At 64.3% G+C, this 13,040-nt stretch carries 9 protein-coding genes; 1 reads left to right on the top strand and 8 read right to left on the bottom strand.

Translation table 11 applies throughout. From position 1 onward, the window contains the following. A partial coding sequence (locus HV765_RS19745) for a DEAD/DEAH box helicase (RefSeq protein WP_254600640.1) occupies positions 1 to 1,308 on the bottom strand: 1,308 nt, incomplete at its 3' end. Between the two features lie 303 nt (positions 1,309 to 1,611). Here HV765_RS19745 and HV765_RS19740 point away from each other — a divergent pair. Continuing rightward, complete coding sequence (locus HV765_RS19740) at positions 1,612 to 3,084, top strand: YdgA family protein (RefSeq protein ID WP_175170693.1); 1,473 nt, start codon at positions 1,612 to 1,614, stop codon at positions 3,082 to 3,084. 87 nt (positions 3,085 to 3,171) lie between these two features. On the opposite strand, the gene HV765_RS19735 is transcribed toward HV765_RS19740, so the two are convergent. The 7 genes from HV765_RS19735 to HV765_RS19705 form a co-directional block, all read right to left on the bottom strand. Continuing rightward, on the bottom strand, positions 3,172 to 4,380 hold the full coding sequence (locus tag HV765_RS19735; RefSeq protein ID WP_175170692.1) for a metal-dependent hydrolase family protein: 1,209 nt from the start codon (positions 4,378 to 4,380) through the stop codon (positions 3,172 to 3,174). Positions 4,381 to 4,405: 25 nt separating this feature from the next. Beyond that, positions 4,406 to 6,136 (bottom strand): ABC transporter ATP-binding protein, encoded by a 1,731-nt coding sequence (locus HV765_RS19730; RefSeq protein ID WP_054421015.1) that lies wholly within the window; start codon positions 6,134 to 6,136, stop codon positions 4,406 to 4,408. A 7-nt stretch (positions 6,137 to 6,143) separates the two neighbouring features. Continuing rightward, positions 6,144 to 7,070 (bottom strand): ABC transporter permease, encoded by a 927-nt coding sequence (locus HV765_RS19725; RefSeq protein ID WP_054421016.1) that lies wholly within the window; start codon positions 7,068 to 7,070, stop codon positions 6,144 to 6,146. Between the two features lie 10 nt (positions 7,071 to 7,080). After that, a complete protein-coding gene (locus tag HV765_RS19720) occupies positions 7,081 to 8,052 on the bottom strand; it encodes an ABC transporter permease (RefSeq protein WP_054421017.1) in 972 nt (323 codons plus the stop codon). A 131-nt stretch (positions 8,053 to 8,183) separates the two neighbouring features. Then, entirely contained in the window at positions 8,184 to 9,791 is a 1,608-nt protein-coding gene (locus tag HV765_RS19715; protein WP_054421018.1) for an ABC transporter substrate-binding protein, read from the bottom strand. Between the two features lie 356 nt (positions 9,792 to 10,147). Beyond that, positions 10,148 to 11,536 (bottom strand): GTPase/DUF3482 domain-containing protein, encoded by a 1,389-nt coding sequence (locus HV765_RS19710; RefSeq protein ID WP_175170691.1) that lies wholly within the window; start codon positions 11,534 to 11,536, stop codon positions 10,148 to 10,150. Beyond that, a complete protein-coding gene (locus HV765_RS19705) occupies positions 11,529 to 12,959 on the bottom strand; it encodes a DUF2868 domain-containing protein (protein ID WP_175170690.1) in 1,431 nt (476 codons plus the stop codon). The genes HV765_RS19710 and HV765_RS19705 overlap by 8 nt, the downstream gene beginning before the upstream one ends. Positions 12,960 to 13,040 lie beyond the last annotated feature (81 nt).

Here is a 13,040-nt window from a genome sequence, read left to right as displayed (position 1 = left end):
GCCTTGCGCGGGGCGCGAACGGCCGACGCCGGCACCGCCGCCACCATTGCCGCGGCCGGCGTTGCCGCCACGGCCGCCGCCGCCATTGCGATTGCCGCCGCGCGGGCTGCGCGCGTCTTCATCGCGTTCCTGGCGTTCGAAGGCGGCGGCGCTGGTGGGCGACGGGGTCCAGCCTTCCACGGGCTTGCGCTCGATCGTCTTCTTGATCAGGCGTTCGATGTCCTTCAACAGCTTGATTTCGCTGTTGTCGACCAGCGAGACCGCGGCGCCGGTGGCGCCTGCGCGGCCCGTGCGGCCGATGCGGTGCACGTAGTCTTCCGGCACGTTGGGCAGTTCGAAGTTCACCACTTGCGGCAGCTGGTCGATGTCCAGGCCACGGGCGGCGATGTCGGTCGCGACCAGCACCGTCACGGTGCTGTCCTTGAAGCCGGCCAGCGCACGGGTGCGGGCGGATTGGCTCTTGTTGCCGTGGATCGCGGCGGCGGTCAGGCCGTCCTTGACCAGCTTTTCAGCCAGGCGGTTCGCGCCGTGCTTCGTGCGCGTGAAGACCAGCACCTGATGCCAGCCGCTTTCACGGATGATGTGGCTGATCAGGTCGCGCTTGTGGTGCTGTTCGACCAGGTGAACTGTCTGCGTGACGAGTTCCGTGGCGGTGTTGCGCGGGGTGACCGAGACTTCGCCCGGGTTGTTCAGGACGCCGCGCGCCAGCGTGCGGATTTCGTCCGAGAACGTGGCCGAGAACAGCAGGTTCTGGCGTTGCTTGGGCAGCAGCGCGAGAATCTTGCGGATGTCGCGGATGAAGCCCATGTCCAGCATGCGGTCGGCTTCGTCCAGCACCAGGATTTCCACGCCCGACAGGTCAACCGTCTTCTGGCCGCAGTGGTCCAGCAGACGGCCGGGGGTGGCCACCAGGATGTCCAGCGGCTTGCGCAGCGCGGAGATCTGGGGGTTGATGTTGACGCCGCCGAACATCACCATGGACGTCAGCGAGGTGTACTTGCCGTAGGTTTGCACCGATTCCGCCACCTGCGCGGTCAATTCACGCGTCGGGGTCAGGATCAGGCAACGGGGGCGGCCGGGCTTGCGGCCTTCCGGCTTCTGCTGCGACAGCAGATGCAGAATGGGCAGCGTGAAGCCGGCGGTTTTGCCAGTGCCGGTTTGTGCGGCGGCCAGCAGGTCGCCGCCTTTCAGCACTTGAGGAATGGCTTGGGCTTGAATGGGGGTGGGCGCGGTGTAGCCGGTTTCGGCAATGGCGCGCAACAGGGAATCAGCCAGCCCGAGGTCGGCAAAAGGGGAAGAGGTAGTCAAAACAACTCCAGCGGCAGCCCGTCGCTCAAGTTGAGAGACTCCAATCCAGGCGGACGAATAAGGAGAAAAGGGAAGCGCCCTGATGGGCGAAGCTTGGCAGCGAAGGGCCTAGCGGACGTGTGCAGATTGGCAAAGCACACGGCGGGATTGTAGCTGATGTGGCGCTGCAGCACCGAATGGATTACGCACCGCAGTATCACCAAGTAACAAATTGCAGTGCCTCTGAACGAAATAAGTGTTTTCCCTAGGCTGCACTCCCTATAATCCGTGCGCTTATATCCATTTGAAGAATAAAGGATCGCTATGAAGAAATCGGCACTAGTGGGCGTTGTCGTCGTTCTGGGCGCGGTATGGACGGGTACTGCCTGGTTCACGGGCCAAAAGGCCGAGGACTTCGTCAAGCAGTCGATCGACAACGCCAACGTTGAACTGAAGAAGCTCAGCGACCAGTGGGGCATCGCATCGGCCGTTGAGCTGGTGTCGTTCGAACGTGGCGTGTTTTCGTCGACCGCGCGTTACCGCGTGAAGTTCACGACGCCCGCCGCCGAAGGCAAGCCCGCCGAAGACCGCGATCTGGTGTTCGTCGAGCACTTGTCGCACGGCCCCCTGCCCCTGTCGAACCTGAAGTCCGGCGCCTTCATGCCCGCCATGGTCGCCAGCGACTTCGCGCTGGAAGAGACCCCGACCGTCAAGGAATGGTTCGCGGCGTCCAAGGGCGCAACGCCCGTGACCGGCCACTACAGCGTCAGCTACGGCAAGAACATCAGCGGCAAGTTCAACGTCGCTCCCGCCGAAGTCACCAAGGGCGACACCAGCCTGACGTTCTCGGGCATGACCGGCAACGTGGAATACGCCACCGGCACCAAGCACGGCGTCTTCGATCTGAAGACCGACAAGCTGGTGCTGGCCGGCCAAAGCGAAAACAGCGACATCGTCAGCATGGCCCTGCAAGGCATCACGCTGACCAGCGACATGACGCCGTCGGCCAACGACCTGTACGTGGGCAGCCAGAAGCTGACGTTCAAGGACTGGACGATCACCTCGAAGGAAAAGCCGCCGGTTCAGTTCAAGGACACGTCGATCGCCGTTGACGTGACGGAGAACGGCTCGGCAATCGGCGCCAAGATGGCGCTGGACTTCGGCATGATCAACGTGCAGGCCAAGGACGTGGCGGGCATGAAGCTGGCGCTCGACCTGCAGAAGCTGGACGCCAAGGCGTTCAAGGCGCTGAACGACGTCTATGAAGCCGCCTCGCGCCGCATGATGCAAAGCAAGGGCGACCAGCAAACGCCCGAGTTCACGCCGGAAGAGCAACAGGTGCTGAAGACCAACGTTGAGCTGCTGCTGGCTGGCAACCCGACGCTGGCCGTGGCGCCGCTGGAAGTGCGCACCGCCAACGGCACGTCGACGTTCAACCTGAACCTGGACCTGGCCAAGCCGGCTTCCATGGAAGGTGACCTGTCTGACACGCTGACGCAAGCCGTGCGCAAGCTGGACGCCAAGCTGGTGCTGTCCAAGGGCAACCTGGGCGACTTGATGGCCATCGAACCGCAAATGCGCGGCGTGCCGGCCGAACAAGCCGTGCAAACCGCCAAGGGCCAGGCCGAAATGGTCGGCACCATGGCCACCGCAATGGGCATGGCCAAGGTCGAGAACAACAACATCGTGACGTACCTGAACTACGCGGATGGCCAAGTGGACTTCAACGGCAAGAAGATGCCGGTTGAGCAGTTCCTGATGATGGTCATGAGCGGCGCGATGGGTGGCGCGCGCTAAGGCGCGGGCAGTCCCCTGCAACGCCAATTAAAAAGCCGCCGCGCCGATGGGCGCGGCGGCTTTTTATATGGTTGAACCCGGCGCGGTTCAGAAGGGCAAAGCCCCCGCCGCCAATTCACCATCGCGCAGCACCGCCACATGAAAGCGTTTGTCGGCCGCCTTCAGAATGTCTTCCGTGGGGTCGCCCTGCACCAGCAGCAGATCAGCGACCTTGCCATCGGCGATGACGCCGTGTTCCGTCAGGCCCATCAGGTCGTGGCCGCGTGATGTGCCGGCAATCAGCGCATCGATGGGCGTCATGCCGAACTCCACCATGTAGGCCAGCTCCATGGCGTTTTCGCCATGCAGGTTGAAGGGCGTGCCCGCGTCCGTGCCCATCGCGATGCGGCCGCCAGCCTTGTAGTACATCTGGAACGACTCACGATGGCGCTGTTCGACGGCGCGCGCCTTTTCCACCGCGTAGGCGGGGATGCCGTTGTCGGCGTTGGCGATGATGTTGCGCACCGCCGCGATGGTGGGCACCAGATAGGTTTCGGCCTCCAGCATTTCGCGCAGGCAATCGTCGTCCATGAAGATGCCGTGTTCGATGGAATCAATGCCCGCACGCACCGCGTTCAGAATGCCCTGCGTGCCTTGTGCGTGGCTGGCCGTGCTTTTGCGAAAGCGTTTGGCTTCATGCACGCCCGCCTTCATTTCGTCGAAGCTGTAGTGCGCATCCATCGGGCTCACGCCTGGCGTCATGACGCCGCCGGTGGCCATGATCTTCACGAGATCGCAGCCGGCGTGGACTTGTTCGCGCACGGCCTTGATGACGTCTTCACAGCCGTCGGCGATGCGGCCGATGCGGTTGCCGTGCCCGCCCGTCATGCAGATGATGCGGCCAGACGCCTTGATGGTGGGGCCGGGAAACACGCCGCGCGCAATCGCGTCGCGCACGCCGAATTCCAGATAGTCCTTGCCGCCGCAGTCGCGCAAGGCTGTGACGCCGCCGCGCAAGCTGGCTTGTGCGTTCTCCAGCGCGGTCAACGTGATCTGGGCCGGCCCTTGTTTGCTTAATTGCGCATTGGGATCGGCGCCGCCCGTGTAGACCAGATGCACGTGGCAGTCCGCCAGGCTGGGCATCAGCGTCATGCCGGTGGTGTTGATCTGTAGCCCGGCATAGCCTTCGAAAGCGCTGGCGGGCGCCACGCGCGCCACCCGCTTGTCTTCGACCAGCACGCCGTGATCGCGCAATACCTTGCCCTCGCCATCAAATACCTGGCCGCCGATGAAGAGGGTCTGTCGTGTCGCCGTCATGTCTCGCTCCGGTTGCGCTCGGGCGTCAGCCTTCCACTACATCCAGCCCCTTACGGGACATGGTTTGCAGGCGGGGCATCAGCCCAAGCAGGTGTTGGCTGTAGGGGTGTTGCGGGTGATCGAACAGGCTTTCCGTTTCGGCCACTTCCAGCAATTCGCCGTAGCGCATGACGCCCACGCGATCGCACATCTGGCGAATCACGGGCAAGTCGTGGCTGATGAACAGCATCGTCAGGCCCAGCTCTTCTTGCAGGTCTTTAAGCAGATTTAGAATCTGCGCCTGAATGGAAACGTCCAGCGCCGATGTGGGTTCATCGCAAATCAGGAATCGCGGACGCGTGGCGAGCGCGCGGGCAATACAGATGCGCTGACGCTGGCCGCCCGAGAACTCGTGCGGGAAGCGTTCGGCGGCGCGGTCGCCCAGGCCGACGACGTCAAGCAGGTTGGCGACGATGCGGCGCGTTTCAGCTTCGTTGGCCGCCAGCTTATGGAAGCGGATGGGTTCGGCAATGATGTCCAGCACGCGCATGCGCGGGTTCAACGACGAGAACGGGTCCTGGAAGATCATCTGGATCTGCCGGCGGAAGGGGTTCAGCTGCTTCTCGCCCTTGAGCGCCGTGAGGTCAGTGCCGCCAAATGTGACTGAGCCTTCGGATGGCGTGTACAAGCCGGAGATCAGCCGCGCCACTGTGGATTTGCCCGAGCCGGATTCGCCCACCAGTCCGAAGACTTCGCCTTCGCCAATGGAAAAGTTCACGCGCTTGACGGCATCCAGCGTGCGCTGGTTGCGCTTGAACAGCGCGCTCTTCAACACGAAGCGCATGGACAGGTCGCGCACCTGCACCAGCGGGCCGCCCGTCTGCACGCCGAAGTCGCGTCGCTGGCCCAGCCAATGCGTGGCCAGGTCCAACGGCTGCGATGGCGTCTTCACGTCTTCGATGTAAGTCACCAGCGGAAAGCGCTTGAGCTTGATGTCGGGGCGCGGCACGGCCGAAATCAGGCTGCGCGTGTAGGGATGATCGGGGTCGCCCAGAATCTTGGCGGTGGGGCCTTGCTCGACAAGCTTGCCGTGATATAGCACTGCCACGCGATCGGTCACATCAGCAATCACGCCCATGTCGTGCGTGATGATGATCATGCCCACCTGCTCTTCGCGGCACAGCTTCTTCAAGAGCTCAAGAATCTGCGCCTGGATGGACACATCCAGCGCCGTGGTGGGTTCATCGGCAATGATGACTTCGGGCTCGCAGCACAGCGCCAGCGCAATCACCACGCGTTGCCGCATGCCGCCCGAGAACTGATGCGGATATTGCTTGACGCGCAGTTCCGGCTGATCGATGCCCACTTGCACCAGCAGCTGCACCGCGCGTTTTTTCGCTTCGGCGTGCGACAGGTTCAGGTGCACCTGCATGGTTTCCACCAGCTGGCTTTCCACCGTTTGCAAAGGGTCGAGCGAGGTCAGCGGGTCTTGAAAGATCATGCCGATGCGGCGACCGCGCACCTTGCGTTTCTGCGCAGGGGTGAGCGTGTCGATGCGTTCGCCGTTCAGCAGCACGGAACCGCCGGCCAAACGCCCGGGCGCTTCCAGCAGGCCGATCACCGCGTTGCCGATGGTGGACTTGCCCGCCCCGGACTCGCCCACCACGCCCAGGATCTCGCCCTTTTCCAGGGACAGCGATACGCCATCCACCGCCACCAGCGTGCCGCGGCGGCTGGGGAATTCGATGCGGATATCTTCAATGTTCAACAGGGCCATGACGTCCTCAGCGCAGCTTGGGGTTGAGCGCGTCGCGCAGCCAGTCGCCCAGCAGGTTGACCGATAGCACCAGCGCCACCAGCGCAATGCCGGGGAAGATCGAAATCCACCACATGCCCGAGAACAGATAGCTGTTGCCAATGCGGATCAGCGTGCCCAGCGACGGCGCCGTAGGCGGCACACCAACGCCCAGGAACGACAGCGTGGCTTCGGTGATGATGGCGATCGCCAGGTGAATGGTGGCGATGACCAGCACCGGGCCCATGACGTTGGGCAGGATGTGGCGGCGCAGGATGGTGAAGGGGCCGATGCCAATCAGGCGCGCCGCCTGCACGTATTCCTTGTTGCGCTCGACCAGCGTGGAGCCGCGCACGGTGCGCGCGTACTGCACCCAGCCCGAGATGCCGATGGCGAAGATCAGCACATACAGCGCCAGCTGGTCGTGCATGTCGCGCGGCAATAGCCCGCGCGCCACGCCGTCGATCAAGAGCGCCACCAGGATGGCCGGAAACGACAGCTGCACGTCTGCAATACGCATGATGAAGCTGTCGATACGGCCCCCGGCGTAGCCGCTGATGAGGCCGAGCGTGACGCCCAGCACCATCGAGAACAGCACCGACGCAAACCCCACCAGCAGCGACACGCGCGAGCCATACATCACGGCCGACAGGATGTCGCGGCCCTGGTCGTCGGTGCCCAGCAGGAAGTCAGGGCTGCCGCCCTCTTCCCAGGCCGGCGGCGTGTTGGCGTCCATGATGCTGAGCGACGCCAGGTCAAACGGGTTGTGCGGCGCGACGACGGGCGCGAACAGCGCACCCAACAAAATGATCAGCGTGACGATGGCGGCGATGATGGCGCCGGGCGAACGCTTGAAGCTGTGCCACAGGTCGCTGTCGGCGGCCCGGGCGAACATTGGAGCGATGCGAGCAATCATGTTGATTCCCTTATTTGCTCTGCACGCGCAGACGCGGGTCCACGGCGAAGTACAGCAGGTCGACGACCAGGTTGATGACCACGAACATGAAGGCGATCAGCACCAGATAAGCCGCCATCACGGGGATGTCGACCATGCTGATGGCCTGGATGAACAAGAGGCCCATGCCGGGCCACTGGAACACCGTTTCCGTGATGATGGCGAACGCGATGATCGAGCCCAGCTGCAAGCCCGTGATGGTGATGACGGGCACCATCGTGTTCTTTAACGCATGGCGGAAATTGATGAGCCGTTCCGGCAGGCCGCGGGCGCGCGCGAACTTGATGAAGTCGGCGCGCAGCACTTCCAGCATTTCGGCGCGCACCAGCCGCATGATCAAAGTCATCTGAAACAGCGCCAATGTAATGGCCGGCATGATCAGCGCGAGCCATCCTGATTTGGTCAGAAAGCCCGTTGTCCACCAGCCCAAACTGACGACGTCGCCGCGTCCGAAGCTGGGCAGCCATCGCAGCTGCACGCCGAACACAAGAATGAGCAGAATGCCGATCAGGAACGTGGGCAGCGAGATGCCGGCAAGCGACACCGCCATGAAGGTCTTGGACAGAATGCCGTGGCGTTTGAGCGCGGTGTAGATGCCCATCGGAATGCCCAGCGCCAACGCCATCACGGCGGACACGAAAGACAATTCCAAGGTGGCGGGCATGCGTTCTTCAAGCAGCTCGCTGACGGGCCGGCGCTGACGGTACGAGATACCGAAGTCGCCTTGCACCGCGTTGCCGACAAAGCGCGCGAACTGCACCACGAAGGGGTCGTCCAGGCCGAGCTGTTCGCGCAGTTGCGTGCGTTGTTCAGGGGTGGTGTCCTGGCCGACCATGCTGGCGATCGGGTCGCCGACATAGCGGAACATGGAGAACGCGATCAGCGCCACCGTCAACATCACCAGCACCGACTGGATAAGCCGTTGCGCAATAAAGGAAAGCATTATCGGGTGCCCTCGTTTGCAGATAACGCCGGGCCGCGTTTGCGTAGAACGCTTGAAAGCGAAGCTGGGCCAGGTGCGCCCGGACGGCTTGCGCCATCCGGGGCATACAACGTCAAAGGTTTACGGCAGGTTTACGGCAACACCACATCGCGCAGGTCGAGCACGTCGTCGGCGCGTTGAATGACCTTGATGTTGTCCTTCACGCCCCACGACATGGGCTGCTGGTGCAGCGGCAAATAACCGTAGTCGCTGCGCACGATCTCGAAGGCTTCCTTGATCATTGCGTTGCGCTTGGTCTGATCGGTTTCAACACCGATCTTGTTGGTCAGGTCGTCAACCTTCTTGTTGCAGTAGCCGCCCAGGTTGAACTGGCCAGCCGCCGTCTTCGCATCACGGCACGCCGCCAGGTTCAGCAGCGCGTTGTGCGCGTCAGTGGAGCTGGGGGTCCAGCCCAGCATGTACATGCTGGTCTGGTTACCGGCTTGCAGCAGGATTTTGCCGAAGTACTTGGACTTGGTCTGCGCCAGCAGGTTGATCTTGATGCCCACGCGCGCCAGCATGCCGGCCACCGCCTGGCAGACCTTTTCGTCGTTGACGTAGCGGTCGTTCGGGCAATCCATGGTGACGGTGAAGCCCTTCGGGTAGCCCGCTTCGGCCAGCAGCTTCTTGGCGCGTTCGGGGTCGGGCTTGTACGGTGCGCCATAGGAATCGGCGTAGCCGTTGATGGCGGTAGCCACCAGCGAGCCCAGCGGCTTTGCTGCACCCCGCATGATCTTGTCGTTGATGGCCTTGGTGTCGACCGCCAGCACGACGGCTTCGCGCACCTTCGGGTCCTTGAACGGGTTCTTGCCCTTGACGTCCGAGAACAGCAGTTCGTCGCGGTCCTGGTCCATGCCGATGAAGATGGCGCGCGCTTCGGGCGCCGTCAGCGGCTTCACGCCCTTGGCGTCTTCCAGGCGCTTCCAGTCTTGCACGGGCACCGGCTGCACCAGGTCCATTTCGCCAGAGATCAGCGCGGCCACGCGCGTGGCTTCCTGCGTGATGGGCTGGAAGATGACCTCGTCGACGTTGGTCTTGATGTTCTTGTTCCAGTAGCCGTCATAACGCTTGAGCACCGTCTTCACATCCGGCTGGCGCGACACCAGCATGAAGGGGCCGGTGCCGTTGGCGTTCAGGTTGGCGTAGTTGCCCTGGTTGTCGCCTTTGACGTTGGTGGCTTCAGTCGTCTTGTTCTTCTCGGCCCACGTCTTGCTCATGATGTACAGGAACACCCATTCGCGCGGCAAGATCGGGTTGGGCGTGGGGGTGGTGACTTCGATGGTGTAGTCGTCCACCTTCTTGATGTCGGAGGCCTTGGCGCCGTAGCCCTTCATGTCGGAGCCAGGGGTCAGGCTGCGCTTCCACGAGAAGATGACGTCGTCCGCCGTGAAGGGCGAACCGTCGTGGAACTTCACGTCTTTGCGCAGCTTGAAGACCCACTTGGTGGGCTCGGGGTTTTCCCAGCTTTCGGCCAGCAGCGGCGTCAGTTTCAGGTTGCCGTCGTAGCCCGCCAGCGTTTCGTAGATGTTGCCCTGGAAGCCCAGCGTGAAGGTCTCGTTCAGCGCCATCGGGTCCATGGATGTGGCGTCACCTTGATACGCCCAGTGGAAGGTCTTGGCGGCCGCGCCGGCGCTGAACGCCAGCGATGCGGCAATGGCGGCCGCCAGCGCAGCTTGCTTTAGGTGGGGAAAAGTACGCATAGCCCTCATGCTCCGTTGGTGCGCGTGTCGCGCGACAGAAGTGACAGGGCCCCGGCCCCTGTGGGACTCGGGGCATGGCGTTGCTGCTTACGACGAAAGACGGTGTTGGACTGGGCGGCGCGCGGCGCGAACTGCGCACAGGCCGTGGAGGGCGATGCCGGAAATCACTGCCGAAGACTTCGACTTCACGATGGACCCAACCCCTTGTGATTGTCATGACGGGGACGGACCCGCGCCGATGCAGATCGAATCTTATAGAGCGATTCGTTTAAGCGTCAATCGGTTTGGATTGGGGTTAGTCCGTGCTTGCCGTCAGCGTTGAATGGTGCGTTTGGCGCGGCTTGCGGCGGGGCGGATCAGGGGGCGGATGGCGGCGCGCTAGCAAGGGTTTTCGCCAAGTCGCGCACCACGCGCTTGCGGCGATCGCTATCTTCGTAGTGCTTGCCCAGCGCCGACCATTCGGGCCGGCTGCGCGCTTCTTTCAGTGCTTCGGGCAATGGGCCTTTGCGCCACGCGTCATCATCCGGAAGACGTAGTGTCAATGGTTCGCGCGCGGCGTGGCCGCGGCGTTCCAAGGCGTCGATCAGTTGCCGCTGGCGTAGCGCCAGCAAGCGCAGCACGGCGTCGTCCACGCTGATCTCGCGCCAGCCGCGCAGCTTGCCGGCCATGCGCTTGCCCAGCTTCTCAACGCCCTGCCACAAGCCGCCTGCCGCCGCGCCAATCAGCATGCCGGTGCCCAGGCTCAAGCCTGCACTGAACAGGTCCACCGCCGCGCCCGCCATCGCACCCGCCGCCGCACCCATGCCTACCTGCACGCCCATGTCTTTCAAGGCCTGCGGATGAAAGAGGTCCATGCCCCAGCGCTCGCCTTGCAGCGGCAGCGCGTCGTCGGTGACATCGGCGGGGCGGAAGTTGTAGAGCGCAAGCAAGGCGTTCACGCAGGCTTGCTCGCGCTGGCGCACCTGATCGCGCAATTGGTTCGATGTGGCGGCAAGCGCGTCGTCGTCGCTGGGGCTGGACAGATGCAGCGCCGCCACATCGATGAGCAGATCGGCCAGCAGTTCGTAGGCGGCGTCGTGGCGTTGGCGGCGTTGCGCGGACAGGCTGTCGGACAGCTTTGCCAGCGCGGCGGCATGGCGGTCGAGCAAGACGCCCAGCTTGGCGTACAGCTGTTGCTCGCCATCCAGCGGCGGCGCAACGGTGTCGAACTCCACCACCGCATGCAGGCCCAAGCGCGCCATCGCGCCACGCCATTCATCTGCGCGGTGCGCGGGCGCGTTGACGAAGTTCAGCACGGGCAGCAGAGGCCGGCCGCAAGCGGCCAGAATCGAGAGTTCGTCGCGATGCTTGCCCAGCACGGGGTCGCGCGCATCAATGACGTACAGCGCGGCGTCGCAGTCCAGCATCTTCGTCAACACGCGAGCTTCTTGCTCGAAGCGGCCGTGCGCTTCGGGCGTATCCAGAAAGCGGCGGATGCGCGCGGGGCCGTCCAGGCGTTCGTCGGGGCTGGCGAGCCGTTCCAGGTATTCCAGCAACGCGATGCTGTCTTCCATGCCCGGCGTGTCGAACCATTCCAGCACGGCGCGTCCGTCCAGCCGCAGGCGCGCGCCTTCGACATGGCGCGTGGTGCCGGGGCTGTCGGCCACTTCGCCAAACGTGGTGTCGCGCGTCAACGTGCGCAAGAGCGAGGTCTTGCCCGTGTTGGTGTGGCCTACCAGCGCGATCTTGATCAAGTCGTCAGCCATGGCCGGACTCCAGCCACGCGAGCGGCGCGGCAGGCGTTTGCAGGATGGCGTCGGCGGCAAGGCCTAGCGCCAGCAGCCGCTCGCGCCACAACGCGGCGCGTGTGGTGGTGTCGGACGGCGCGATAAGCCAGACGCGGGTGTGTTGCGCGTGCGCGGACAGTTCGGCGATCAGCGACAAGGTGCCGCGGTCAGGCGTCTGGCGCGCATCGCAGGCGATGACCAGGCGCGAGGCCGCGGCCTGCGCCAATGCATCCAGCACGCGGTTGCGTTCTTCGCGTGTGTCCAGGTTGCCGGCGACCTGGATGGGCGCAGGCACGTCGGCGGGCGGCCAGGGCAGGTCGGTTGGCAGTTCCAGGCCCAGCAGCACGGGCTGGCCCGCCAGGCCCGACAGCGGCGCCGATTGCACGCGCGGTTCGTGCAGCGGGTCTACAGGGCGGTCGATGCCGGTGGACTGCGCGGGCGGCTCAAGACGATCACGCAAGGGCGCGAAACCGGCCAGCGAAGGATCAATGCGCAAGGCCCGCAGCGCGCGCAGCGTGGCAACGCCGCACAGCGCGCCGGCCAGCAGGCGGGGCAGGATGCCGTAGACAACCACCACGCCGATCAGCCATAGCGACCATTGCACCTGCGCCTCGGCGGCGAGTGTCTGCGTGCCGTCGCTGGCGAGGATGATGGCGGCGTCGGGCATCGGAAAGCCCAGATGCGCGGGCAGCCAGCCGATGGCTTGCGTCAGCCAGACGAAGGAGTCGGGCGCCAGCAGCGTGGTGGCCCAGATGAAGCGGTAGCTGGCGGTGGACAGCACCACCAGCAAGGCCGCCAGCGCGGCGCACAGCGCGGTCAGCCACAGCAGATGGCTGATGGCGCCGAACAGCCAGCGCAACGCGCCTGCCCGCGCCAGCAGATTCAGGAATGCTTGTGGCACCAGCGCGCCGTCGGGGCCGCGCGCGAGCTTGCGGGTGGCCCAGAGCCACAGACGGCCAAGACCTGTCATGGCGGAGGCCCGAAGCAGGAAGCTGGCCAGCCACAACAGGAAGGTCAGCGCGTGCAGGCCGAGCAACGCGCCCAGCGCCCACAACACATTGACGGGCCGGGCGCCGTCGCCCAGCGCGCCCAGGGCCACGCCAATGCCCGACAGCAGCGCAATCACGAACAACGCCGCCAGCATCGCTTTGGCGCTGCGGCTCCAGGTGTCGACGAGCGATGTCAGGTTTTCGCGCTGCGCGAGCAAGCCGGCGCGGGCGAGGATGCGGGAAGGCAGATCGGTGTCCAGCTGCCGCACGCGGCGCACGGCGTCGGCGTCATCCAGCGGACCCCAATGGGTTTCGCGCAGGCGGATGAGTTCAGCCAGCCAATGCGCGCGCAACGGACGCGGCGCGGCGGGGCCGGCCAGAGGATCAAAATCGCGAGAGATCGAAGACGGCATCGCGTCGGGAGCAAGCGCGGTCGGGCCGCGGCGTCAGGCCGTTGAGGCGGTGGGCCATTGTAGACCGCGCAAGTCAGGAGC

This window comes from Achromobacter kerstersii (assembly GCF_902859595.1).
GTDB lineage: Bacteria > Pseudomonadota > Gammaproteobacteria > Burkholderiales > Burkholderiaceae_B > Achromobacter > Achromobacter kerstersii.
Note: the sequence above shows the minus strand (reverse complement) of the source record. Positions and strands in the feature narration are given on the sequence as shown.

What these genes read in the sequence shown, in the direction of transcription:
- HV765_RS19715 (WP_054421018.1), bottom strand. Translation starts at nt 9,791, where the DNA reads ATGCGTACTTTTCCCCACCTAAAGCAAGCTGCGCTGGCGGCCGCCATT.
- HV765_RS19725 (WP_054421016.1), bottom strand. Translation starts at nt 7,070, where the DNA reads ATGATTGCTCGCATCGCTCCAATGTTCGCCCGGGCCGCCGACAGCGAC.
- HV765_RS19705 (WP_175170690.1), bottom strand. Translation starts at nt 12,959, where the DNA reads ATGCCGTCTTCGATCTCTCGCGATTTTGATCCTCTGGCCGGCCCCGCC.
- HV765_RS19735 (WP_175170692.1), bottom strand. Translation starts at nt 4,380, where the DNA reads ATGACGGCGACACGACAGACCCTCTTCATCGGCGGCCAGGTATTTGAT.
- HV765_RS19720 (WP_054421017.1), bottom strand. Translation starts at nt 8,052, where the DNA reads ATGCTTTCCTTTATTGCGCAACGGCTTATCCAGTCGGTGCTGGTGATG.
- HV765_RS19740 (WP_175170693.1), top strand. Translation starts at nt 1,612, where the DNA reads ATGAAGAAATCGGCACTAGTGGGCGTTGTCGTCGTTCTGGGCGCGGTA.
- HV765_RS19730 (WP_054421015.1), bottom strand. Translation starts at nt 6,136, where the DNA reads ATGGCCCTGTTGAACATTGAAGATATCCGCATCGAATTCCCCAGCCGC.
- HV765_RS19710 (WP_175170691.1), bottom strand. Translation starts at nt 11,536, where the DNA reads ATGGCTGACGACTTGATCAAGATCGCGCTGGTAGGCCACACCAACACG.